This window comes from Paenibacillus sp. Marseille-Q7038, from assembly GCF_965111595.1.
The window spans coordinates 1,754,493-1,779,438 of the sequence record NZ_CBCOOM010000001.1 but is presented as its reverse complement, the minus strand read 5'-3'; the positions used below and the strand labels follow the sequence as shown (position 1 = coordinate 1,779,438).

17 protein-coding genes are annotated in these 24,946 nt (G+C 45.8%); 14 read left to right on the top strand and 3 right to left on the bottom strand.

Annotated features, from left to right (window positions below):
* The first annotated feature begins 6 nt into the window (after positions 1-6).
* The 12 genes from ACWPWY_RS08475 to ACWPWY_RS08420 all read left to right on the top strand — a co-directional run bounded on the left by ACWPWY_RS08475 (position 7) and on the right by ACWPWY_RS08420 (position 18,391).
* The gene (locus ACWPWY_RS08475) at positions 7-891 is read left to right on the top strand and encodes a class I SAM-dependent methyltransferase (RefSeq protein ID WP_454191276.1); all 885 of its coding nucleotides are present in this window, start codon (positions 7-9) and stop codon (positions 889-891) included.
* A 47-nt stretch (positions 892-938) separates the two neighbouring features.
* Positions 939-1,730, top strand: coding sequence for a phosphotransferase (locus ACWPWY_RS08470; protein ID WP_454191275.1), 792 nt, complete (start codon positions 939-941; stop codon positions 1,728-1,730).
* 320 nt (positions 1,731-2,050) lie between these two features.
* Positions 2,051-3,010, top strand: coding sequence for an ABC transporter permease (locus tag ACWPWY_RS08465; protein WP_454191274.1), 960 nt, complete (start codon positions 2,051-2,053; stop codon positions 3,008-3,010).
* Complete coding sequence (locus ACWPWY_RS08460; protein ID WP_454191273.1) at positions 3,010-3,879, top strand: carbohydrate ABC transporter permease; 870 nt, start codon at positions 3,010-3,012, stop codon at positions 3,877-3,879. The genes ACWPWY_RS08465 and ACWPWY_RS08460 overlap by 1 nt, the downstream gene beginning before the upstream one ends.
* A 23-nt stretch (positions 3,880-3,902) precedes the next feature.
* Positions 3,903-5,444, top strand: coding sequence for an extracellular solute-binding protein (locus tag ACWPWY_RS08455; RefSeq protein WP_454191272.1), 1,542 nt, complete (start codon positions 3,903-3,905; stop codon positions 5,442-5,444).
* A complete protein-coding gene (locus ACWPWY_RS08450; RefSeq protein ID WP_454191271.1) occupies positions 5,441-6,772 on the top strand; it encodes a Gfo/Idh/MocA family protein in 1,332 nt (443 codons plus the stop codon). The genes ACWPWY_RS08455 and ACWPWY_RS08450 overlap by 4 nt, the downstream gene beginning before the upstream one ends.
* On the top strand, positions 6,769-8,955 hold the full coding sequence (locus ACWPWY_RS08445) for a glycoside hydrolase family 88/105 protein (protein ID WP_454191270.1): 2,187 nt from the start codon (positions 6,769-6,771) through the stop codon (positions 8,953-8,955). The genes ACWPWY_RS08450 and ACWPWY_RS08445 overlap by 4 nt, the downstream gene beginning before the upstream one ends.
* Positions 8,956-9,069: 114 nt before the next feature.
* The gene (locus ACWPWY_RS08440) at positions 9,070-11,379 is read left to right on the top strand and encodes a helix-turn-helix domain-containing protein (protein ID WP_454191269.1); all 2,310 of its coding nucleotides are present in this window, start codon (positions 9,070-9,072) and stop codon (positions 11,377-11,379) included.
* Between the two features lie 30 nt (positions 11,380-11,409).
* A complete protein-coding gene (locus tag ACWPWY_RS08435; RefSeq protein ID WP_454191268.1) occupies positions 11,410-13,467 on the top strand; it encodes a glycoside hydrolase family 65 in 2,058 nt (685 codons plus the stop codon).
* Positions 13,468-13,504: 37 nt separating this feature from the next.
* Positions 13,505-14,653 (top strand): oligogalacturonate lyase family protein, encoded by a 1,149-nt coding sequence (locus ACWPWY_RS08430; protein ID WP_454191267.1) that lies wholly within the window; start codon positions 13,505-13,507, stop codon positions 14,651-14,653.
* 40 nt (positions 14,654-14,693) lie between these two features.
* Complete coding sequence (locus ACWPWY_RS08425; protein ID WP_454191266.1) at positions 14,694-15,839, top strand: glycoside hydrolase family 88/105 protein; 1,146 nt, start codon at positions 14,694-14,696, stop codon at positions 15,837-15,839.
* The gene (locus ACWPWY_RS08420; protein WP_454191265.1) at positions 15,836-18,391 is read left to right on the top strand and encodes a glycosyl hydrolase family 95 catalytic domain-containing protein; all 2,556 of its coding nucleotides are present in this window, start codon (positions 15,836-15,838) and stop codon (positions 18,389-18,391) included. The genes ACWPWY_RS08425 and ACWPWY_RS08420 overlap by 4 nt, the downstream gene beginning before the upstream one ends.
* A 284-nt stretch (positions 18,392-18,675) precedes the next feature.
* Here the strand turns inward: ACWPWY_RS08420 and ACWPWY_RS08415 are convergent, their stop codons facing one another.
* Positions 18,676-19,731: an anthranilate phosphoribosyltransferase gene (locus tag ACWPWY_RS08415; RefSeq protein WP_454191264.1), complete on the bottom strand. Its 1,056-nt coding sequence runs from the start codon at positions 19,729-19,731 to the stop codon at positions 18,676-18,678.
* 20 nt (positions 19,732-19,751) lie between these two features.
* Complete coding sequence (locus ACWPWY_RS08410; protein ID WP_454191263.1) at positions 19,752-20,339, bottom strand: ANTAR domain-containing response regulator; 588 nt, start codon at positions 20,337-20,339, stop codon at positions 19,752-19,754.
* Between the two features lie 363 nt (positions 20,340-20,702).
* On the opposite strand from ACWPWY_RS08410, the gene nirB reads away from it, so the two are divergent.
* Entirely contained in the window at positions 20,703-23,114 is a 2,412-nt protein-coding gene (gene nirB, locus ACWPWY_RS08405; protein ID WP_454191262.1) for a nitrite reductase large subunit NirB, read from the top strand.
* 28 nt (positions 23,115-23,142) lie between these two features.
* Positions 23,143-23,457, top strand: a complete 315-nt coding sequence (gene nirD / locus ACWPWY_RS08400) for a nitrite reductase small subunit NirD (protein WP_454191261.1) — start codon at positions 23,143-23,145, stop codon at positions 23,455-23,457.
* A 188-nt stretch (positions 23,458-23,645) separates the two neighbouring features.
* On the opposite strand, the gene ACWPWY_RS08395 is transcribed toward nirD, so the two are convergent.
* Complete coding sequence (locus ACWPWY_RS08395; RefSeq protein ID WP_454192836.1) at positions 23,646-24,896, bottom strand: nitrate/nitrite transporter; 1,251 nt, start codon at positions 24,894-24,896, stop codon at positions 23,646-23,648.
* Positions 24,897-24,946 lie beyond the last annotated feature (50 nt).

Sequence of the window (24,946 nt, the reverse complement as noted above, 5' to 3'; positions counted from 1 at the left end):
ATAACGATGAACGATTTTTTTAATGAGGCGATATGGGAAAAAGAATGGAAAGCCCATGGTGAGAACGCTCAGAAAAGAATGAAAACAGCTGGAATTCAGCCGGCCAATGCTTTTGATCATAAAGCAAAGATTTTTAATGAGCAGTCATTTAACGAAGCGGGGAAAAAGAGAACTTTACGAATCATGAACTGGCTTGAAGGACAAGGGGTACAGTTTAATAATGCGTCTGTACTGGATATCGGCGCCGCCTCGGGAGTATTCTCGGTACCCTTCGCAGAAAGGGGAGCCTATGTAACGGCAGTAGAGTCTTCTCTGCCCCTGGTAGAGCTATTGAAAGAAAATGTCGCTGCACTCGCCGGAAATGAAGTAACCATCGTACCTGAACCATTCGAAAATATCGACGTGCTCGCAAGAGGGTGGGAAGATGCTTTCGATCTTGTGTTTGCCTCAATGTGTCCGGTCATCTTAGATTGGGAGAGTGTTGAAAAGCTGCTTTTCTGTGCTCGTGAGTATTGTTATATCAGTATGCCGGCAGGTCCCATCGAGATTAGTCTAATCAATGAAATATGGCCGCTGATTACGGACGAACCTTTTCAAAAGAAACACATGGAAATGGGATATCTACTTCATCTTCTGTACCTCAAAGGCTACTCCTATGAGTCGCTTATAACGAAGGAAACCAAAACAACGGAAGTAACTAAAGAAGATGCGCTAAAAGAAGTACTCCATTGGTTAAAGAATCATGATTTGCCTACTGATAATCGAATTCGGAAAATAGTTATAGACTATTTGGATGAAACCTATCCAGCTGGTAAAGTCGTGATTAAGCAAAGTGGGCGCTACGGTAAGGTACTCGTTCGTTTACAGGATGAAAAGATGTACACAAAATGATGCCTGAAGCGAAGCGGACTTGATTCTACTTGGGGAGGTTATAAAGAATGGCAAACCAAGAGCATGAAGAAGAGTTAACTGGGGGAAATGTCTCTAAAGTGTACCGGGCAGGTAATTCGGTACGGCGGGAACTTCATCCAGAAAGCTCTAGAATTCATAAACTGTTACAGCATCTAGAGAAAAAAGGTTTTCACTATGCTCCAAGATTCTTAGGAATCGATGAATTAGGAAGAGAGGTCTTATCGTTCATCGAGGGGGAGGCTGGTAATTACCCCGTAAAAGAGTATATGTGGTCGAATGATGCATTAACAGGAATATCAAAAATGCTTCGTCTTTATCATGATTCTGTTCAGGATTATCCGTTTGATCCTAGCTGGGAAGCAATTGATCATACTCCAGGGCCTTTTGAGGTCATCTGTCATAATGATTTCGCCATATACAATATTATTTTTAGTAACGGAATGCCCATAGGTATTATTGATTATGATGTTGCTGGGCCAGGTCCGAGACTTTGGGATATTGCGTACACTCTGTATACATGTGTCCCCCTAAGCAGATTCTATCTGTCTGAAACGGGGGAACAGGTACCTTATGATCGAGTGAAGCATGCAGATAAAATAAAGCAAAGAATCTCTTTGTTTCTTGAGTCTTACGGTACAGAAATAAATCGTGATATTCTGGATATGGTAGTGCTGCGTTTAGAAGGACTATGTAAAACAATAACGAGAAGAGCGAAGCAAGGGGAAGTCGCATTCCAGAAAATGATAGATGAAGGACATCTTGAACATTACCAGAGTGATATTACATTCATTCAGGAACATGGGAAAGAGTGGATGTAAGTTCCACTGTTTCCCTTCTATATTTTCAATTTAGAAGGCGCCTTGATGGCGTCTTTTTTGCCAATACAAGCTTTGTCTCAAGCTGTGGAATAAGAACAGTCAATGAATGGTCATGACATAGTAGACAAAATTACTTCAAATGTAGCACCAACCAATTAGCCAGCGAATGAACCATTCCTGTAAACCCTGTTCCACAGACGATTCGTTCATCCTGTGGCTGATTGCACAATTGTTATCAATTGCGCATCCCCTTAACATGTGAAACAGAGGAGCTTGCTCATCATTCACACCATCTTTAGCAAAAGGGGGTCCAAGATCATATGGCTGAGCTACCTATAACATCAAATCCACACCCCGGAGTTACAGTCAATAAACCGGTAAAAAGAAAGTACCTGCATAACGTCAAGAAACACTGGATGCTCTATGTCATGATTCTTCCCGGTATTTTGTTCTATATTATTTTTAAGTACATTCCACTGGGAGGAAGTCTAATTGCGTTTCAGAACTATCAAATCATGAAAGGGATTTGGAACAGTCCTTGGGTGGGCCTAGACAATTTTAAGTACATTTTTACGTACCAAGATTTCTATCTTGTTCTCCGTAATACCGCTCTGATTGCTTTTTATAAGCTGGTGATTGGATTCCCTGCTCCCATTCTGTTAGCGCTTTTGTTTAATGAAGTGAGAAAGATGTTGGCTAAACGCTTTTTGCAGAGTCTGTTTTATCTGCCCCATTTCCTTTCATGGGTAGTCGTTGGAGGGATTGTTTTTGAAGTGCTGGCCTCAGGTGGATTTGTAAACGCTGTCCGTGGATGGTTTGGATTTGAGCCGATTTTATATATGCAACAAGAGCAATATTTCCGTTCTATAGTTGTCATTTCTTCTATTTGGAAAGAGGTGGGCTGGGGAACGATCATCTACCTGGCTGCAGTTAGCGGTGTTGATCCTACTCAATATGAAGCAGCTGTTATGGATGGAGCCAATCGTTGGAAACAGACGATTTATATTACACTACCTGCTTTATTCCCGACGATCCTTACCCTGTTCCTACTGAATATTGGGAATTTCTTAGAGCTAGGCTTCGACCAGATATATAACCTGCTGACACCGATGACCTATTCCGTAGGAGATATTATTGAGACCTATGTTTACCGCTCAGGTGTATTGCAAGGACAATATAGTGTAACGACGGCAATTGGCTTGTTTCAGTCTGTCATTGGTTTTATTCTGCTCTGGATCTTCAACCGTCTGGCTAGAAAAAGCGGAGAGGGGTTGTGGTAATGAAACAGAGCGTTGGCGAAAAGTGTTTTCAAGTGACAAACTATATCTTCTTAACAGCTGCTGCTTTTACAATGATCATGCCGCTGCTTCATCTGCTGGCGGTTTCCCTAAGTTCTCCATTGGCTGCAGATTCAAAAGAAGTTTTCCTGTGGCCGGTCAACTTTACTCTCGCTTCCTGGAAACATGTTTTACAAAGTTCCGGCTTATGGCAATCATTTGGTGTAACCGTATTCATCACTGTGGCGGGTACTGCTCTTAGTATGCTATTTTCAGTGCTGACTGCTTTTCCGCTGTCTCGGCGGGAATTTCTGATCCGTAAGCAAGTGATGCTGGGGATCGTCATTACGATGATATTCAATGCACCGCTGATTCCGTTTTTTTTAACGGTAAGAGAACTGGGAATGATGAATTCTCTATGGGCTTTGATCATTCCAGGTGTTATCGGTACATTTAATATGGTTATCCTGCGAACTTTCTTTATGAGTTTGCCTAAGGAGCTGGATGACACTGCCCGAATTGACGGCTGCCATGATTTTCGAATACTGTTCCAGATTTATTTACCACTATCCAAGCCGGTGCTGGCCACGGTCAGTTTGTTCTATGCGGTAGGCTACTGGAACACATTCCAGAGAGCAGTTCTTTTTCTCCGCGATCCCGGTTTGTGGCCGCTTCAGATGAAGCTGCGAGCTTACTTAACCAGCCCAGAGGAATTAGCTCAGGTGAATATGTTTCTAGGCGATTATGACTTTAACACAACTACGTTAAAAGCTGCGACGATTCTTTTTGCGAGCGTTCCCATCATATTGGTGTATCCTTATTTACAGAAATATTTTGTGAAAGGTTCACTGCTTGGATCGCTGAAAGAATAATAAATGATCAGGGGGATGATTCCATGAAAAAACAACTGACCCAAAAGATTGTACTGCTTTCGCTCGGTTTTTCTTTGCTGCTGATGGCCGGTTGTAGCTCAAGCACTCCGAATGCAGGAAGTAGTGAAGGTTCAAAAGTTGAAGGGAATTCTGGGATTGCTAAAGTCAAGGTATTCAAAAGTCATACGGGTATCGGGACGATGCCTACTCCGGATGATCCGCATGTGAAATACGTCGCAGAAAAAACGGGAGTGCAGTATGAGCTAACTACTACACCGCCTGGTTCGGAACCATCTGAATATTTAAACCTGATGATCGCATCGGATGAGTTGCCGGATATCCTGCGTCCGATCGGAGGCATTGAACAAACGCTGATCCAGCAGGGCGGAGCGCTGCCTTTGGATGAACTGTTGCCTGAATATGCACCGAACGTTTGGAAAAGTATTCCCCAAGAAGCATGGGATATCGTCCGTTCGGCTTCCCCTGACGGCAAAATCTATTATGTACCTAAAGTGTTTCTAGTGCCGGAGCGTGCACCCCTGATTCGAAAAGATTGGCTGGATAAGGTAGGTTTGGAGATGCCAAAGACTGCCGATGAATATGTTGAAATGCTCAAAGTCTTCCGCGATAAGGACCCCAATGGAAATGGCAAAGCAGATGAGTTGCCGACAAGCGGCAGGGAATTTGGAAGATGGATGGATCACCTTTTTGCGATGTACGGGGTGGCGATGTGGGAAGGGTATCCTGAATGGGATCTATACGATGGAAAGATTCAGTACGCGGGAACCACGGACAATATGCGAGAGTCAATTAAGTTTATCCGTATGCTTTATGAGGAAAAGCTGCTTGATAACGAAACTTTCCTAAACAAGGGTGAAGTTTGGCAGGCTAAAATTAATAATAACCTCGTAGGCAGTTGGTATCATTTACCGGCGAGTATACGTGATCGGTACAATGCGATGCTGACTCAGGCTCCGGATGCTTATATTGAAGCGATGCCGTTGCCTAAAGTCGAGGGCTATGAAGCTTTCGTAACCCAGAAGAGCATGGGTGAACCCGAATGGATGATTCCAACTACCAAGCAGGAAAATGCCCCAAATGCGCTAAAGTTGCTAGATTTTTTCTATAATCCTGAGTACGAAGAGTTTGGCCGATTCGGTATTGAAGGTGAACAGCATGAAGTCAAGGACGGACGCAAGGTCATTATCCCTCACGCCGACAACAAACCTCTAGCACTTGGGATGAAAAACTTAACCACTGTAGATGACATGAATAAGCGGATAGAAGAAACATATCCCGAAGACCAACAAAAAATGGTCAAAGACATGTTTATCGTCAGCACTGCTGATGCTAGACAAATTGCGGGCGATGGTCTGCCTGCTTCCGTATATGAAGGATATCCTGATTTACAGTCGCACAAGCTGTTCCATGAGGTGCTGACGAAGATTGTCATCGGAGATCTGCCGCTGGAGGCTTATGATGATTACGTGAAGAAATGGAATGCTGCCGGAGGAGAAGTGGTTACTCAGCGAGTGCAGGAATGGTATGAGAAGGTGAAAAAATGAGGAAAAGATATGCCATATGCGGTGTCAGCGGCAGAGCTTTGGGACAATTCGCTAAACCGATCCATGAGCTGTTTTCCCATAATTCAGAGGTTGTGGCACTACTAGATACGGATCCAGCACGATTTGAAGCCTATCGTTCCCAGTTCCCGCAGCATACGGATGTTGCTGTTTATGGAGCATCTGATTTCGGGGCGATGGTTCATGATACGAAGCCCGACTGTATCATCGTTGCTGGCAGGGATGATACCCATGTCCGCTATATAATAGCTGCACTAGAGCAGGATATCGACGTGATTACCGAGAAACCGATGGCTACTACAGGAGCTGATGCGAGACGCATTCTGGATGCAGAAGCAGTGAGCCGGGGGAAAGTAATCGTCACTTTTAACTACCGCTATATGCCGATTCATATGCGGATCAAGGAGATGATTGAGGAAGGTAAGGTTGGCCGCGTTACCTCCATTGATCTTAATTGGTATATCGATACCTATCACGGCTCCAGCTACTTTAAGCGTTGGAACCGTGAGCGGGCCTTCTCGGGCGGTCTGTCTGTGCATAAAAGCAGCCATCACTTTGATTTGGTCCAGTGGTGGATTAATCAAAAACCAGTGGAGGTATTTGCCTACGGAGCACTGAACTATTACGGTGCCGAAGGCGAATGGAATCCGGCACAGGAGGATGGAAGACACTGCCTTACGTGCAGTGTCTCGAAAGACTGCGCTTATTATTCCCGTTGGACACCGCGCAGCAGTCAGATCCGGGTGCCGGATGATCATTTGAACCTTCTCAGCGCAGACCAGAAGGATTTCCCGTACACGTCATACCGTCCGGATCAATGTATTTTTGATTCATCTATCACAATTGAAGATACCTACACGGCAACCGTGAAATATAACGGAGGAGCTCTGATGAGCTATTCAGTCAATTTTTCTCTTCCTTATGAAGGTTACAGGCTGGCGGTGAACGGCACAAAGGGCAGATTGGAAACGCTGGAATACCATATGCCCGCTCGCACGCCTTTTCCAACCCCGGTTCAGACCATTGATTACTTTCCGTTATTTGGGTCGAAGGAGACAATCCATGTCGTACACCGTGAAGGGGGTCATGGAGGGGGAGATCCGCTACTGCTTGAAGATTTTTTTCTGGGTGAAGACCAGAATCGGCCCTACCAAATTCTTTCGGGTGCTACGGACGGGGCTTATTCCGTCGCCGCAGGAGAAGCAGTATGGCGTTCTGTGGAAGAACACCGGCCTATTGCTATAGATGAAGTGCTTGACCGTAGGGGAAGTACGGTGCAAGCACAAAGAATGAGGGAGGAGCAAACATGAGTAGACAAGGATATTTTGATCCGGAAGAGAGTATTGCTTATCAGAGCGGTGAGAACATAATGCAAGCCCTGATGACCATTGGATCTAGGTATATCGGCGCGAGTCCTCCACATCCTCCGGTCTACCGGGTATCTAGACCAGGTCCTGTGCAAAAAAGTGAGGACCACCGATACCGCTTCCCAATAGAAGAAATGTTCTCTGACATGTGCAAGGGACAAAAGGTGTACGCCTGGGCAAAGCTTTGGAGTGACAATGAGCAGGAGTTCATCTTTCATGTGACCTGCTTCGGTCCGATTAAGGTATATCATAATGGTCTTGTTGCTTACGGCTCTTCCTCTGATGAAGAATATCCTGCGGTACCTCTGCTAAAGCTGAAACGCAGGCTTAATAAAGGATGGAATTATTTCGTTCTTGAATTCAGCCGTGGGCAACAAGGGAGCGGAGGGATATTTGGCACAGGCTCTAAGAAAAATAAACCCCTTCACTTCATTGTCCCTTCTCTCGAGCGGGAGGGAGAGGAAGGTTGGCTATACACCGAACCGCTTGATGTTTCGCTGTTCCAGATTCCTGCGGGTCCCTTAAGCGAGGAGGCTACGGGGGTGAAATGGCTGCCCGAGGAGGAAAACCATGCAGATGGATCGCCATACGGACAGCTAGCACGGATCTATGGTCTGACAAGCGGAAAGTTTGCTTACGCGTGGACGAAGATTAGCGGTGCGTACTACGGGCAGAGGACTGTAGTGTTGTCTGGTGAAGCTTTTAGTCCAGTAGAGTTTTCTGTTGACGGAAAGGAAGTGTTCCGAAAGGAGCAGGCGGGAACTTTCCGCTTCGAGCTGCAATTGTCTCCTGCCGGCCATAATCTGACAGTGAAGTGTCTATGCGGAGAAAATGATTGGGGTTTCCTTCTCGACATAGTTTCACTAGAACTATTGACTCCTGCGCATGATGTAAAAGGCTACAACGGAAAATGGCTGTACTTAGGCCCTTTTCAGGCCGGTCAGGAAATCGATCTGGCTTCGACACAGACTATGAAGCAAACGGTCCGTAGTGCAACAGGCGAAGAAGTGTACTGGAGGACAGAGCTTAAAGGTGGAGAGGTGCGTCCGTTCTTGGAAAATGAATGGTATGGCAGGTGGAACTATCCGCTTGGAGTCACCTTGTATGGTCTGCTTCAACTTGGTAAAGCAGCTCATCGGCAGGATATTCGCGACTACGTGCTGAACCATATTGAATTTGCCTCCTCACGTTTCAGTTACTCCTTATGGGACAGAGCACGTTATGGCGCTGCGGGCCTCAATAACCAGCTCTCACATATCGACAGTCTGGATGACTGCGGATCATTCGGAGCCACCATGTTACTGGCCGAACAAGAGCGTAAACTGGAAGGCACCGCCGAAACTGCAACTCATATCGCAGACTACATTTTGCATCGGCAGGACCGGCTGAAAGATAACGCTTTATACCGCAAGGTGGGTGTCTCTAAAACGATGGACAATACCATGTGGTGTGATGATCTGTATATGAGCATCCCGTTTTTGTGCAGATATGCTCAATGGTCGGGTGATGAAGAAGTACTTGAGGAAGCGGCAAGTCAGGTGCTTTTATATAAAAAATATCTCTATATTCCTGAACTTCAAATTATGTCTCACGTATTTGATGTGGGGCGGGGCGAACCTACCCGTACTCCGTGGGGAAGAGGTAATGGCTGGGTGCTGTTCTCTTTGTCTGAGTTGCTTACCGTGCTGCCCAAAGAACACGCTTCCTTCAACGAACTCCTTCCGTTTTACATTGAATTATGTGCAGGATATTTGAGACTACAGGGTCAAAATGGATTATGGCATCAGGTACTGACTGACCCCGAGTCGTATGAAGAAACTTCCTGTACTTCAATGTTCATTTACTCTTTTGCCCGCGGGGTGCGTTTAGGCTGGCTAGCGGATCAGGAAACTTATATACAAGCTGCCTTACATGGCTGGAACGGACTTATTTGTCGTTCCATTGATAAACAGGGGAATGTATACGGAGTATGCCGAGGCTCCAGTTACTCCTTCTCTAACCAATATTACAAGCATGAACTGGGCTGGAATCTTAACGATACGCATGGGATCGGTATTGTATTACTGGCTGGGCTGGAGGTCATGTCCATGCAGAGCACGGAGCTTAGGAACGGCGGGTTGTTGTAGAAGATCCAGGAGTGTAACATCATAAGGTTACAAAATAGTCTGGAGGGACGGGTCGTATTCAGCAAGCACTATCTGTATAATATTGGTAAATCGCTGATAAGGTAGGAGATGGATGTGACCCGTTCCTTTTTGAAGTGGCTGAAATTCAATTTCACTAATAGTCAGACCCGGCTGCTGCTGATCCTGACCATCGTTGTATTTATGATTATTATTGCGGTAGGATTGACAACGTATTATTCAGCCAAATCGGTATTGCAGCAAGAGCTAAGCGAACCTCAGCATCAGATGCTGCTCATCAGTATGAATGACATTGATGAAGTGATTCAGGAAAGTGACAAGATCGCGGTAAAAATAGCACTGAACAGCAACGTGTATAAATTTCTCACGAATGAAGAACAAGGATCTTATCGAAATATCACAGAACTGGTGCAGTTTCTCGGTACTATAATTAGTAGCACATCCTATATTAAGAGCGCTTACATTTATGATGTGGAACGGGAAAGTATCGTTGCTTTTCCACAAGGTTATAGCTCCAATAAATTGAATTTCCTAGATTCTGGTTGGGTGGGGGTGGTTGCTGATCTGGAAGACCGGCCCATGCTGGTTAAGCAACGGGAGATCGCCGCAGCGGGTTCAGGGAAATCCGTATCTCAAATTACACTTTACCGAAAGATTATGATTGCTGGTCAGCCAAAGGGCATTATTGCAATAAATTTCAAAACAGAGCCGATGTTCAGGCATATGCTGCTCTCTTCCGTCTCTGACCTTGACAGCCACCGCTTCATTCTAGATAACAACAACAATCCGCTGTATGATCTCGGCAATTATGCTGTTGGAGAGGAAGCGGTGGCTCAGGTTCTTAGTCAACTGGAGGGTGAAAAGCTGGGGGAGTTTAACCACGAAGGAAAGTTATTACTAGCAACACAGACCATTTCACCTTACACCGGATGGCGTTACCTGTCGGTGATATCGCAAGAAAGTCTGCTAGCTAATGCTAAGAAAATCCGTGATATCGTCTTTATGGTATCTTTGTTGGCTCTTGGAGCTGGGACAGTCGCAATCACTTTTTACAATACAGCTGCCTTTAGGCCAGTACGCCGGATGAGACAGCTACTTAGTGGCTATGACCGCGAGTGGATCAATCTGGAACTTATTGATCTGGAGAAAATAACGGGCCAGCTGCTTACAGACCATGCGCAGCAGGCCATTAATCTTCGGCAAACCTTACCGGAAGCCTCTTCTAAATTTTTAATGGATATTTATACGGGGAATATGACAGGAAACCGGGAAATCACCGAAAAACGGAATCGTTACTTCAAAGATTGGAAGGATGAGCCACTGGCGGTCGCGATGTTATCTATTGATGATTATCAAGCCTGGTGCAATAAATTCAAGAAGTCAGATCATTCTCTGTTGAAATTTGCTATTGCTAATATCATCGCTGAGCTGTTGTCCGGACAGTGGCGTGTGCTGTCGGCAGATCTGGGTAGAGACCGGATGCTTGTTATGCTCCAGCCGCTCGATCTGAGTAGGGACAACAGTGCAGTACTTGCCATGGGGGAAGCACTTCGTGGAATCCCTCATCTGCTCAAGTTTCAAGTCTCGGCCGGTGTTAGTGGATATCATGAAGGGTTCATGCGGCTTTACCAAGCGATGCATGAAGCGGAGAGCGCACTTAACTACAGACTGTATCTTGGATATGAACACGTGATTTCTTATGAAGAGATTTCCGGCAATCGGCTGCCTGAGAGTACTGCCGAAGAACATGAAGTTATGGTCAAGCTAACTGAAACCATAGAAGCAGGCAACAGTGATGAAGCACAGAAAGTGCTAAATCATATGTTCATCCGTATTAGGGACGAGAAGTGGCACCCATCGTCGGCACAAACATTTATGGAATCTGTTGCAATGACGCTGGAGCGTATCCGTCTGAGCCGAGAGACAACTGGCTGTGGAATAGAAATGTCGGGTTTGCATACGATGCATCTGGAAGCTGCCTGGTATTTGCTGCGGCAGCAAGTAGAAGCACTGGCGGAATGGTTCGGCAGCCTACAACTAAGAAAGGACTTTGTACTATGTCAACAGATGATCGCCTTTATGAATAACCATTTGGAAGACTCTATTGGCATTCAGGAGATTGCGGAGCATACCGGCATCAGTACCAGTCTAGCAAGCCAGCTATTTAAACAGGAAATGAATGATACTATTCATGGATATTTCACTAAACTACGGATGGAACACGCCTGTAAGCTGCTGGTGGATACGGATTATAGGATTTCTGAAATCGCTTCCATGGTGGGGTATCAGCATGAGAACAGCTTTATTCGTGTGTACCGTAAATATAAAGACGTTACACCGGGAAAATACAGGGAGATGATGCGCAGTCGCAGAGACTCGCTATTAGAATCCAAGCTTCCCCTATGACCGTCAAATGTTAAGGAGGAAAAGTCATTCATGGATCGTAAATCGATCGTTACCAGGAACCATCCGGTATTTACGCAGATAGAGCCAAAATCACCCTTATCCGTTGGCAATGGAGAATTTGCATTCAGCGCTGACTTTACGGGTCTACAGAGTTTTCCGGATATATATGAAATACCGCTGGGTACACAGTCCAATTGGGGCTGGCATTATACAGGCGGACATGAGATCTATGGAGATCAGGATATCGTCTATCAGGCATTTGATACTTACGGGCGTAAGGTGCTGTATCCCATGAAACCGGAAGACAAGGAAGATGCTTACCACTGGCTGCGCCAAAACCCACATCGTCTTCAGCTTGGGCGAATATCGTTTCGACTGCTGCGGGAAGATGGAGAAGAAGCAACTGCTATCGATGTGGTTCCCGTACGTCAGGAATTGAATCTCTGGACCGGTATCCTGCACAGTATATTCACCGTACAGGGAACCGAGGTTCGGGTGGAGACAGCCTGTGACCCGGAGCAAGATTGCATATCCATTCGTGTGCACTCCGAATTAATCCGTGAGGGACGTCTGCAAATTTTCCTTGTTTTCCCTTCACCTGATATGACTCATCGAAATTGGTCCAAATCAGTATTCCCTGACTGGAACCAGGAAAGTAGACACCTTACAGAGCTGACTGCGGTCAACCCAGACTCAACTTCTATTAAACGTGTACTGGATGAAGATGAATATACAGTGAAATGGATCTGGGATGCGGGTCGTCTTAAGCAAACGGGTCCTCATGAATTCACGTTAATACCGGAAGCGGTCCATGACTCTGAAAGTTGGTCCTGCAGTGTAGCGTTTGCTGCGCAAGAACCGAAGGCCCACCCTGCTGATACAGTTCTAAACACAAGCGAAATCTACTGGGAGAGATTTTGGAACAGCGGGGGAGCTTTAGACTTTTCCGGAAGTAGAGATCCCCGAGCTGCTGAGCTCGAGCGAAGGGTTGTACTTTCCCAGTTCCTATGCGCTGTGCACAGTGGAGGCTCCATGCCTCCGCAGGAAACAGGGTATATGTACAACAGCTGGTTTGGAAAAGTGCATTTGGAGATGCACTGGTGGCATGCAGCGCATTTCCCGCTCTGGAACCGTACCGACTTGCTGCGACGCAGTATGAACTGGTATCTAAGCATCCTGCCAGAAGCTCGTGAACTTGCCCGTTCCCAAGGCTATGAGGGAGCGCGCTGGCCTAAAATGGTTGGCTATAATGGACGGCAAACCCCGTCACCGGTAGCCCCAGGCTTGATCTGGCAACAGCCGCATCCAATGGCATTGGCCGAAATGTGTTATGTAGCAGGGCATGAGCGATCCGTGTTGGAACATTATAGAGATATTGTATTTGAAGCGGCTGATTTTATGGTGTCCTACGCTTATTGGGATATGGAAAGAAAAGCCTATGTGCTAGGTCCGCCGCTGATCCCTGCGCAGGAGAATCATGCAATGAGTGACAGCCTGAATCCGCCATATGAACTGGAGTACTGGAAATACGGGCTTGAGATTGCCGTTCGGTGGGCAGAGCGACTGGATCATCCAGCTAATCCAGCCTGGGCGAGGGTAGCATCACAAATGGCAAGACCCCGGCAGGAGAATGGAGTCTATCTGGCTCACGAAAATTGCCCAGACACGTTTACCGTTAAGAACCATGACCATCCTTCGATGGTTGGAGCGTTTGGACTGCTGCCAGGATCGCTGATCGATAAAGAGATTATGAGGAATACACTGCTTAAGGTCAAAGATTGCTGGGACTGGGAATCCGCCTGGGGGTGGGACTTTCCCATGTGTGCCATGACAGCGGCTAGACTGGGTGAGCCAGAGATGGCGGTGGATTTTTTGCTGATGGACGCTACGAAAAACACGTATTTGCCAAATGGTCACAACTATCAAAGACCTGGTCTATGGGCGTATTTACCGGGGAACGGCGGTCTTCTAACGGCAGTAGCGATGATGGTAGCCGGTTGGGCTGGGGAAGAGGAACAAGAGAACCCGGGATTTCCGCAGAACGGAAGCTGGTCGGTGGAGTGGGAAGGACTTAAGCCCCTGCTCTGATTAATAAGCCACTCAATTTGGAAAGGAGCAATTCAACATGGTGAAAGGGACTGTTACTCCTGCAGAATGGAAAATTTATTATGACCGGATCACTGGTTTGCCCATCCGGCAATTGACGGATTATAAGGCACATAGCCACCATTTGTATTTTACCGAAAACGGCTGGTATGACAAGGGAAAACGGTTGCTGTTCTTCTCGGATCGTGGCAACTCGACGAATCTGTTCTCGGTACTGATGGATAATGGCCAAATTACGCAGCTTACAGATTATAAGAATAATGACCAGCTCGAGGCTTGTCTTCATCCAGAGGGTACTCATGCGTATCTTAGACGCGGAAAAGCTGTGATTTCTCTAGACCTGAACTCACTTGAGGAGCAACTGCTGTATGAATGCCCTGACGATTACAACATAGGCAATCTCAGCTGCACAGCAGACGGTCTGTCCGTTCTGACTTGTATCCAAGAAGACCTGTCTCACCGACTAGATTTAGATCTTGGCAACGGATATGTCGGTCATCGCGAGCTGATGGAGGCCGCACCTTCTAGCATTATAATTTCCATTGATCTAGTCTCAGGCCTGACGAAAGAGGTATACCAGTCCGATTGCTTCATTACACATGTTAATGCATCGCCTACTATGCCATGGTTAATGACCTTCTGTCATGAAGGTCCCTGGCATCTCGTGGATCACCGGATCTGGGGCCTGAACCTTAAGACGGGTAAGGTTTGGAAAATCCGTGAACGGTTTGCTCCGGGAGAAATGGTGGGGCATGAGTTCTTTTTCCCAGAAGGAGATCGGATCGGTTATCATGGCTTTCGTCCTGACGGAACTAATTTCTTCGGAGCTATCAATTACGATAATTCAGATCTGGAAGAAACCGAGTTTCATTTTGATACCTGGCACGCCCATGCAGACGGATTATCTCAGGCAGTGGCTGACGGTAAGGGAAATGTAAAGACCCTGAACCTTTGGCGTAGGATGGCGGATGGACAATTTGATGTTCCACGGATTCTGTGTGAGCTGCGTTGCAGCTTTCATTCGCAAAAAGTGCATGCTCATCCCCGGTTTATCGGCTCCGGGGAGCAGATGGTTTTTACAAGTGACCGTACGGGGTACGCCAATGTCTATCTCATTGATCTTCCGCAAGATACATCTACGTTGCCTATGGTTGAAAGCTCAAAATAATTCTGTATACGGTTTTGCTTAGTAAAAGGAGGGATTTTGCATGGCCCAAACTTTGGTAGAGGTGACTTCACAGATGCGCAGAATGTCCGTCAAAATTGCAGATACTCTGCTCTCTGAATGTAAGGACGGTGATCATCCGAAGCTTGCAGGAAAGTGGGGGTACGTAGGCGGGATGACGCTGATGGCTTTAGAACGTGCAGCCGAATGGAACGAGGAACCGAAATACGCTGAGCTTGTTCACCGTCACATGGATGATCTGATAGAGAGCGATGGTACCATACGGACCTACCGGCTCGAGGATTACAATTTGGATATGATTAATGAAGGTAAAAACCTCTTCACCCAGTGGAAACGATCCGGCGAAGAAAAATATTATCAAGCAATTCTGCAACTGGTTGCTCAGTTGAAAGGACAACCGCGTACAAGTGAAGGTGGGTTCTGGCATAAGAAGATCTATCCGTTCCAAATGTGGCTGGACGGAATATATATGTCCTCGCCGTTTCTGGCGGAATACGCTAGTACCTTTGATCATCAGGATAGCTTCGATGAAGTGGCTCGGCAGATTCTGCTGATCGAAAGGAAGACTCGCGATCCCCGAACCGGTCTGCTGTATCATGCCTGGGATGAGAGTAGGGAACAGCGGTGGTGCGATAAGGATACTGGCCAATCCTTTCATGTCTGGGGCCGCGCCATGGGTTGGTATGCAATGGCGGTGGTGGATGCACTAGAGCATTTTCCAATCGATCACCCACAGCGAGGTCAGATCATGGGAATCTTTGAACGGATGGCTCAAGCGATTGCGCATGCCCAAGATCAGGAGAGCGGGCTGTGGTACCAAGTAATGGACCAGAATGGCAGGGAAGGCAACTATCTAGAGGCTTCTGCTTCGTGTATGTTGACTTATGCGCTTGCTAAAGGACAACGGCTACATTATTTAGCAGAAGTGGACCCTAGAATCGTAGAAAATGCATATGCGGGTATTTTGAAGAAATTGGTCACAGAGGACGAAAAAGGAGTGCACCTGCACCGTATTTGTCATGGTGCTGGATTAGGCGGCAAGAAATATCGCGACGGTTCATATGCCTATTACATCAGCGAACAAATCGTAAGCGATGTTCAAATGGGTGTCGCTCCTTTCCTGCTAGCCAGCATTGAAATGGAGAAGCTAGCAGGATTCGAAGCATGAAGGAAAGGAACGGACAATCAGACATAAGGCCGGACAAAAACAGGCTACGGTTAAGATACCCGGCTTCTTGGTGGCAGGGGATGTGGCGTGAGGCACTTCCTTCCGGTAACGGCAAGATTGGCGCCTCTGTCCAAGGCGGCATACAGGAAGAAACGGTACTGTTGCAGCACAGTGAATTATGGCATTGGGGACGGAAGGATGAGCTACCTGATGTTAGTTATACATTGTCCGAGACACGGCTCATGATGGAGGAGGAACGATATCTAGAGGCAAGCTGGCATCTGACCCGAACTCTGCAGGAAAAGGGATATGCTTCCAAGCTTTCTTCCCGTTTTCCGCTGGCAGCATTGACGGTGTCAATGACCTGTGACAACGCTTTTCGTAATTACCGAAGGGAACTGGATATGGACACCGGCGAGGTACATGTGCGCTGGGAGGAGAAAAACCGGTGCTATTCAAGAAGCCTTTTCGTCTCTCGTGCAGATGATTGTGTCGTCTATGAGCTGAAAGGCCAGGAGCTGAAGGAGACAAACGCGGACCAGGAAACGGGAATATCAGCTGCAAGTAAGCTATTGCTTACAGGAACAATTGCTCTACAATTTCATCCAGGTGATCGTGTGCGGGAAGATGAGGAGTTCATGGCATTAAAATCGTCAATAACAGTCCAAGTGGATGACGATTACCTGTTTTATGGGGGCAAAAATGAAGACGGACAAGATTTTGGTGCAGTACTCCGCCTGATCAGAGTGGCTGAAGAGCCAGTTCAGGAACAGATACCGGCTGACAGAAACTACTCAAGCTCCTTAGGAAACATAGATATAAATTCAGATGATGCCCAAAGAGATAAACAAGATAAACTCAATGACAGTAAGCTTCAGTTTGAAATGTCGGGCAAGTTACTTATTCTTGTCAAAATGTTTTGCTCAGGAAAACGTGAGCAGGAATGGGCACGATTAAAACAGGAACTGGCGTTGTTTAGCACAAGTTACGGTGAGTTATTGGCAAAGCATACGGAGCTGCATCAGCCGCTTTTTCGCTCCGCTGAGCTTGAACTTGATGATGCGGCTGGTGACCGTCTTAGTAATGAAGAGCTACTCATGGAAGCCTATGAAGGGGAGGCTCCCATGGGGCTAGTTCGCAAGTTATGGGCTTACGGCCGGTATTTGTTTATTAGCGGAACCTCGGAACATAGCAAATCACCTTTTGGACTATACGGTCTATGGGGAGGGGATTACCGGCTGATCTGGGGGCATAACATGGCCAATGAGAATGTGCAGATGATGTATTGGCACACTGCTGTTGGAGGGTTGTCTCACCTGAATCTGTCCTTGTTCCGATATTACAATGGTTTGATGGAGGATTTCCGAAATAACGCAACCAAGCTCTATGGCTGCAGAGGCATATATATTCCTGCTGGAACTACACCCGGCATGGGTGTCCCAAATCAGATTGTCCCTGTTATCATGAACTGGACCGGGGGGGCGGGCTGGCTCGCTCGGCATTATTATGAGCATTATCGGTATACGGCCGATATGGAGTTTCTACTTGAAGAGGCTCTGCCCTTTATGAGGGAAGCACTGCAGTTCTATGAAGATTTTCTAGTGCTGGATGCAGACGGGCAATATATCATATATCCTTCCGTCTCCCCGGAGAACACGCCGGAAAACTTTATGCCACAGGATGGGCAGCAACTCGCCCATCCGATGCCTACTGCAATCAATGCCACAATGGATATAGCCATCATTAAGGAATTATTACAGAATGTCATTGAAGCCAGCCGGATCGCAGGTATACATACCGATGAGATTCCGGGGTGGGAAGCCATGCTGGAACGTTTGCCCCCCTATATTCTTAATAGGGACGGGGCAGTGAAAGAGTGGCTGCATCCCGCATTTGAAGATCGGCAATATCATCGTCATCTTTCGCATCTGTATCCTGTTTTTCCTGGACAGGAAGTCAATCGGGAGGAGCAGCCAGAACTGTTTGAGGCCTTTGAGACAGCGGTGCATCAGCGAAAAATTGGAGCACAAAGCGGCTGGTCACTTGCCCATATGTCCTCCATATATGCTAGGCTTGGCGATGGTGATCGTGCCCTAGAATGTCTGGATATTCTGGCACGCTCTTGTGTGTTGAATAACGGTTTTACCCTTCATAACGACTGGCGCAATATGGGGGTATGTATGTCCATGCCCGCAGCACCCGTTCAGCTCGATGCCAATCTAGGGTGGATTAATGCGGTTCAGGAGATGTTGCTCTATGTATCACCGCAATGGATCAAGCTGTTACCAGCATTGCCAGCGCGGTGGTTCAGGGGGTCTATCCATGGCTGGTGTATACCGGGAGGCAGCCTATCCCTTACATGGGACCGGACAGCAGGATCATTTCGAGCAGAACTAATTGCAAATCGCCAAATCACCACGAAGCTTCAGCTGCCGGACTGGATCACTGCTTGTAAGGTGCATAGTAGATATGACACCGCCTTGGGTGCTGCTATGGATGGCAACTATGAGCTTAAACTTGAAGCCGGGGAAAAACTGATTTTTGAGCAATAGGACCTAATGAGACAAGTAGGGGATTCTTTTAAAAAGATAATAACAATTAGTTAAACTAACAATAAAAAGAGGAGAGATGAAAAAAACATTATTCGCTCTTTATTGTCTTTATTTATTTCCTAAAATTCTTTCTCAAATTGTTAGGATACTTTATAAAGGATTTTACTTTGGTTCGCTTTGGAATAATAGGTCTCCTCAAGGATCAAGGATCTGATTGTAAGACTTTTAAGTACAAAAAAAAGCCCTTATTCCATTGAATAAGGGCTTACTTATTTTGCGTTCTTTTATTCAATTAGGGCTCCTTTTGGTTCTATAGAGGTTGTCATACACGAGCAGAACAGCTGATAAGTTCGCCACGCTGCTCCGCTTTCTAGAAGTGATTTGCTTATATAAATCCCCTCTTCTATGGAATTGGTATGTTCTGCTACATACAGTCTTACTCCCGAATTAAAGAGGACCTGGTTTGTGAATGGCATTAAGCCATTTCCTTGAAGAACATCCAGTGTCACTTCAGCCTGTTTGTCTGCAGTCCATTCCACTTCAGGCACATAAGAATCGATTCCATACATTTCAGGATCAAGAACCTGAAGAGTCGATTCTCCTTGATCAATAAGGTAGGTTCTGGTAGGTCTATGGATATGCAAATCTTCGGAGCCTTCTGATCCCTGTATAATCATCGCACGTCGATAGTTTAAGTCGGTCAGTACATTTGCTGTTTTTTTTAATACCGTGTTATGAAAAATACCGAGAACAAGATAAGGGGAGTGGCTATAGTCTATCAGCTTCTCTGCTGTGTTAAAAATGGACCTCAGTCCAATTTCTTCTCGAAGGAGACGGATTTTGTTGAGGTTGCCTCCATATCTTTCAGCAACTGCAAAACGCACGCCACTTTCTTCTGCGGCATAAATCATGTTCTTTGCTGGAATCATGGTTGTGTCTATACCAAGAGACTTGAATAGAAGGGAGTAGGTTACCCCCCATTTGGGAGGAATCGGATCAGATCCGTGTATTGTAACCTTGACACCTGCGGCTGCAACTACAAATGCGGTTGCGAGCGAAGCGTAAAAAGATTGATTTCGCCCATCGTACGGCCCAGCAAAATCAATACCTGCGTGTTGGTATGAACGGTCCGCATTTTTTCGACATACATCAACGAATGCTTTCAGTTCTTCGGCGCTTTCTAACTTTAATCTTTCTGAGGCCAGAAAGGCTCCGGTCTGTGCAGGAGTAGAGATGCCAGACAAGATCAGTTCTGCACATACAGCTGCCTCCTCGTAAGTGAGATCACGTGATCCTCTTTTACCTCTGCCGACTTCTTTTAAGTAATGAATCATGTTCATGCGGATACCCCCTTCGAAACTTACAGTTTCAGCATTTGATGTGCTTTTACGATAGAAATCGCGACATCCACAATTCGCATTCGTTCATTCATTGCCTTTTTACGTAGTAGATCATAAGCATCAGATTCACTAATTTTGTTAATTTCAGTGAGTATCCCTTTTGCCATATCAATCCATTTACGATCTTCAATTCGAGTAAGCAACTGTTTGCGTTCACTAGCCCATTCCTGTCGTTCAAAATAACGTTTTTCACTGAAGTGAAGTGCCCAATCCAGTTCGTATTCTTTCATGGAAGGAGTCAGAACCCCATCGATAGGTACATCAACTTCACAGGAAGTTATAGAGGATTCCGCTGCATCTGGACTGCACCACCATAGAATGGGAAGGGACTTGAGTTGGATAAGCTTCTCCGTCCACAGCCTAATATCACCAACCGGCAAATGTAGGATGACAGCGTCCGTCTTGGGAAGAAATGTATGGATCTCGACTTCATTACTCACAACATGAACAAGATATCCACTAGATGTAAGCAACTTTTCTGGACTTAGAAGCTCATGTGACATCTCCATACCTTGGTCATTGGTTTCTACAAGTAACAAAGAACGCATAGAAGGATCGGCCCCCCTGAATGTCTAAATATCGGAATTTTCGTTCGTTAGATCTTTCTGTTCATTTTCTCCTGTTTATTTCCAAAAATCAACTTAAATTTGTTAGATAACCTCACTTGAAATTATTTAAAGGAATAAATATAGGTGTGATTAAGATAATTGCGTCATGTATATTGACATAAGTTTGGAGCCGATTTATAGTTATAACATCAATTTCATAAACGTCCGCGAATACAATGGCGTATTCGTCTAGGTATGGCAATGAAGCCTGTCCTCGCTTAATAGTTAGGGAACAAATATGTTCTCCTATAGCGTGGCAGGCTTTTTTTATTAAATAGAGGTTTAGAAAGGGTGTGGCATTTTATGAATCGTCGTAACAAGCTTGTACTTATAGGGAACGGAATGGCCGGAATACGTACCTTGGAACATTTGCTTAAGCTTGCACCAGATAAATACGAAATTACGGTGTTCGGAGAAGAAGCTCATCCAAATTACAATCGTATCCTGTTATCTTCGGTACTTGCTGGTGGTACTTCGGTAGATGACATAATTCTGAATGACTATGCTTGGTATGAAGAAAATCAGATTCGCCTTTATACGGGTGATCCTGTAACGGAAATAAATACGCTGAAGAAAACAGTCACATCTTCTTCTGGAATCATAGAGTCTTATGACCAATTGATCTTTGCGACCGGATCGAATGCATTTATCCTCCCTTTGCCAGGTGCGAATAAGAAAGGGGTTATCGGCTTCAGGGATATAAGGGATTGCGAAATGATGCTCAAATCGTCTCAAGAATATAAAAAGGCTGCGGTGATTGGCGGTGGACTTTTGGGCCTTGAGGCAGCTCGTGGACTTCTGAATCTGGGCATGGAAGTTACAGTTATTCATAATAGTGAGTATTTAATGAATCGGCAAATCGACGTACCTGCATCAAGGATGCTTCGTAAAGAGCTAGAACAGCAAGGAATGAAATTTCTAGTAAACAAACATACATCAGAGGTGACGGGAAGGAAACGTGTAAAGGGGATCAGATTTAGTGATGGTGAGAAGCTTGAAGCCGATCTGGTTGTCATGGCCGTAGGAATATTACCGAACATTTTACTCGCAAAGGAAGCAGGAGTGGTAACAAAAAGGGGTATTATCGTAAATGACAATATGGAGACGAGCATAAAAGATGTATATGCCGTTGGAGAATGTGCTGAGCATAATGGTATAACCTATGGCCTGGTCGCTCCGCTCTATGAGCAAGGCAGTGTTCTTGCTAAGCATTTATCAGGATTAGAACATGAAGGATATCGTGGTTCAGTAACCTCTACTAAACTGAAGATTTCTGGAGTTGACGTATTTTCAGCAGGTGATTTTTTGGATGCAGAAGATACACATTCCATTCGATATCAGGATGAAGTGGATGGCATATATAAAAAGATTGTTCTTCGCGGAGATCGGCTGGTCGGAGCTGTGCTTTTCGGCGATACCAATGACGGTCCGTCTTTATTCTCGATTATTCGAAGCGCGGAATCGGTCTCAGGACGGGAAAAAGAACTTTTGCTTGGTATGAAGACGAATGGCTCTTCCGGAGGCACTAAAATACTCGAGATGAGTGAGGATGAAATTGTCTGCGGATGCAATGGTGTGACAAAAAAGATCATTCTAGATGCGATTGAGCAAGGTTGTCACAGTGTAGCGGAAGTGAAAAACTGCACCAAAGCTTCGGGGTCTTGCGGAGGTTGTAAACCGATTGTAGAGCAGCTAATTACTGCTTATGCAGGAGAAGAAGCCACGATAAAATTAAAAGAAGGGATCTGCTCATGTACCTCACTTGACCGAGAGGAGATCATTAATGGCATAAAGGAAATGGGGCTTAAGACGGTGAAGGAAGTTATGTATGTGATGGAATGGAATGAGCCAGAAGGCTGCACGAAATGCAGGCCTGCTCTTAATTACTATCTTGGTATGCTCTGGCCAGGAGAATACGTGGATGAGAAAGAATCGAGATTTACGAACGAACGATATCATGCGAACATCCAGAAGGATGGCACTTTCTCTGTAGTACCACGTATTTACGGCGGGGTCACCTCACCAAGTGAACTCAAGAAAATTGCGGAAGTAGCAGAGAAGTATGATGTACCCATGGTGAAGTTTACAGGTGGGCAGCGTCTGGATTTACTAGGTGTGAAGAAGGAAGATTTGCCAAGCATGTGGGAAGATCTTGCTATGCCCTCTGGGCATGCCTATGGTAAAACACTCCGTACAGTAAAAACGTGTGTAGGATCTACGTTCTGTAGATTTGGAACACAGGATGCCATTGCTTTAGGGATACGTCTTGAAAAAGCATTTGAAAGACTGAATACGCCTCATAAAGTAAAAATGGCAGTATCAGGCTGCCCAAGAAACTGTGCAGAGTCCATTATCAAGGATTTTGGCGTAGTAGCCATTGATGGGGCTTGGGAACTTTATGTTGGAGGTAACGGAGGGATCAAGGTACGAGCAGGAGAGCTGCTCTGTACGGTGAAGACAGAGGATGAAGTGCTAGAGTGGGCGGGAGCCTTTATTCAATATTACCGAGAACAAGCGAGCTGGAGTGAGCGAACCTCTCACTGGCTGGATCGTGTAGGGATTGTTGCCACTAAGGATGCTCTAGCAGATTCAGTGTATAGATCGGAGCTTGTCGCTCGACTGAAAGAGACCCTTGAGCATACGGTAGATCCTTGGAAGGAGATTGCGGAAAATAAGGAACTCAGGAAAAATTTTGAGTCACTGAATCATGTTTGAGTTAACGCATGAAGAAGGAGGGGATGACATGAGTCAAAGATATTTAGTAGCACATGAGTCCGATATCGACACGCTGGGAACAAGGGTTGTAACGATCGAAAATACGGAAATTGCCTTATTTAGACTCAGCGATGGAACCATCAAAGCACTGGAGAATCGCTGTCCACATAAGGGGGGCAAATTGTCAGAGGGCATGGTATGCGGAAAAATGGTGCATTGCCCCCTCCATGACTGGAAAATTCATCTAACCAGTGGCAAGGTTCAAGCCCCTGACGATGGGGAAGTCTCAACTTATCTTGTGGAAGTTGACCCTCCGAGTGGTATTGTATATGTAACAATATGATGAATCAGGTGTGAGGAAGTAGATAGGATGACTATATATTATCGAAGAAAGCCCGTGATGATGATCACGGGTTTCTTTTATGGAGCGATGTACTAAACAGGGCTATAGATTAGAGGAATAATAAAGGGAACATACAAAAGGCAGAAGACCTTGATCAAGATCTTCTGCCCTTTTGTCATTTTGTATGGTTATATTTTCATTTCTCCAGTAGTAGTTAAGGCCGTGCCATTGTCGAGTTTTGTTTTTAACTGGTTTTTCAGCCACGTTCTTCTCCACTGCAAACTCATTGTAAAGACAAGGATAGAGGATAGCACAGCGATAACACTAAGGATGAGAAATCCTGCTGTATAGGATCCAAGTGATTTATATAGGTTACCGAGTAAGAGGGGCAAGGCATATCCCCCAAGTCCCCCGGCTGCACCGACAATACCTGTCATTAGTCCAATCTCTGATCCGAATCGTAAGGGAACAAGTTGGAAGACCGAACCGTTACCGGCCCCAAGACACATCATGCCGACAAACAAAAGTGCAATAACGACCGGAAGCGGTGGTAAAAAGGAGACTGCTGCCAACATGATCCCTGCACCCGCATAAAGAATCGTAAGAATACGAGTCCCGCCAAATCGATCGGATAGAAATCCTCCTACAGGTCTGAAGAAGCTGCCTGCAATAATGCAGAAGGTAGCAATATCTGCTGCTCTTACAGCGGACAGACCGTACTGTGTATTAAAGAAGATCGTTAAATAATTGGATAAACCCACGAATCCTCCGAAGGTTACGCAATAGAACAAACAAAGAATGAGGGTGTCTTTTTGACGAAGTACTGTTGCGTACTGCGATAAGGTTTTAGGTGCTGGGCGATGGGGGCTGTTTTTGGCAAAAATCGTGAAAAGAATAAATACAATCATAATGGGGATCATGGCAATCCCAAACACGACCTCCCAGCTTCCAAAATGCGTAGCCAGTCGGTTTGCAAAAAGGGTGGCAAGTACGGTTCCGCTATTTCCCGCACCCGCAATTCCCATGGCCAGTCCTTGATGTTCTTTTGGATACCACTGACTAGCGAGAGGCAGGGCAGCGGCGAAAGAGGCGCCGGCTATACCGAGCAATAAGGCAACGATGTACAGTTGATCTAGTGAAGTAACCCACTGCCAGCCCAGCAGCAGGGGGACAAAAGTAAGCGTCATGCCGATCTGAGCTGTAAGTTTGGGACCGATATGGTCCGATAAATAACCAAAGACAAGTCTTAAAATAGAGCCGCTGAGAATCGGGAGTGCAACAAGATTTGCTTTTTGTACGGCATCCATCGGATAGTCAGATGCAATGATAACGCTTAGGGGACCGATTAAACCCCAGATCATAAAACTGATATCAAAATATAAAAATGAGCCGAGGAGTGTAGGCTTATGCCCGCTTTCCCAAAAACTTTTTGTCTTCATCATGATTCTCTCCTTTTATTTTCATTTAAAAAACCAAAAAGCCGCAATTC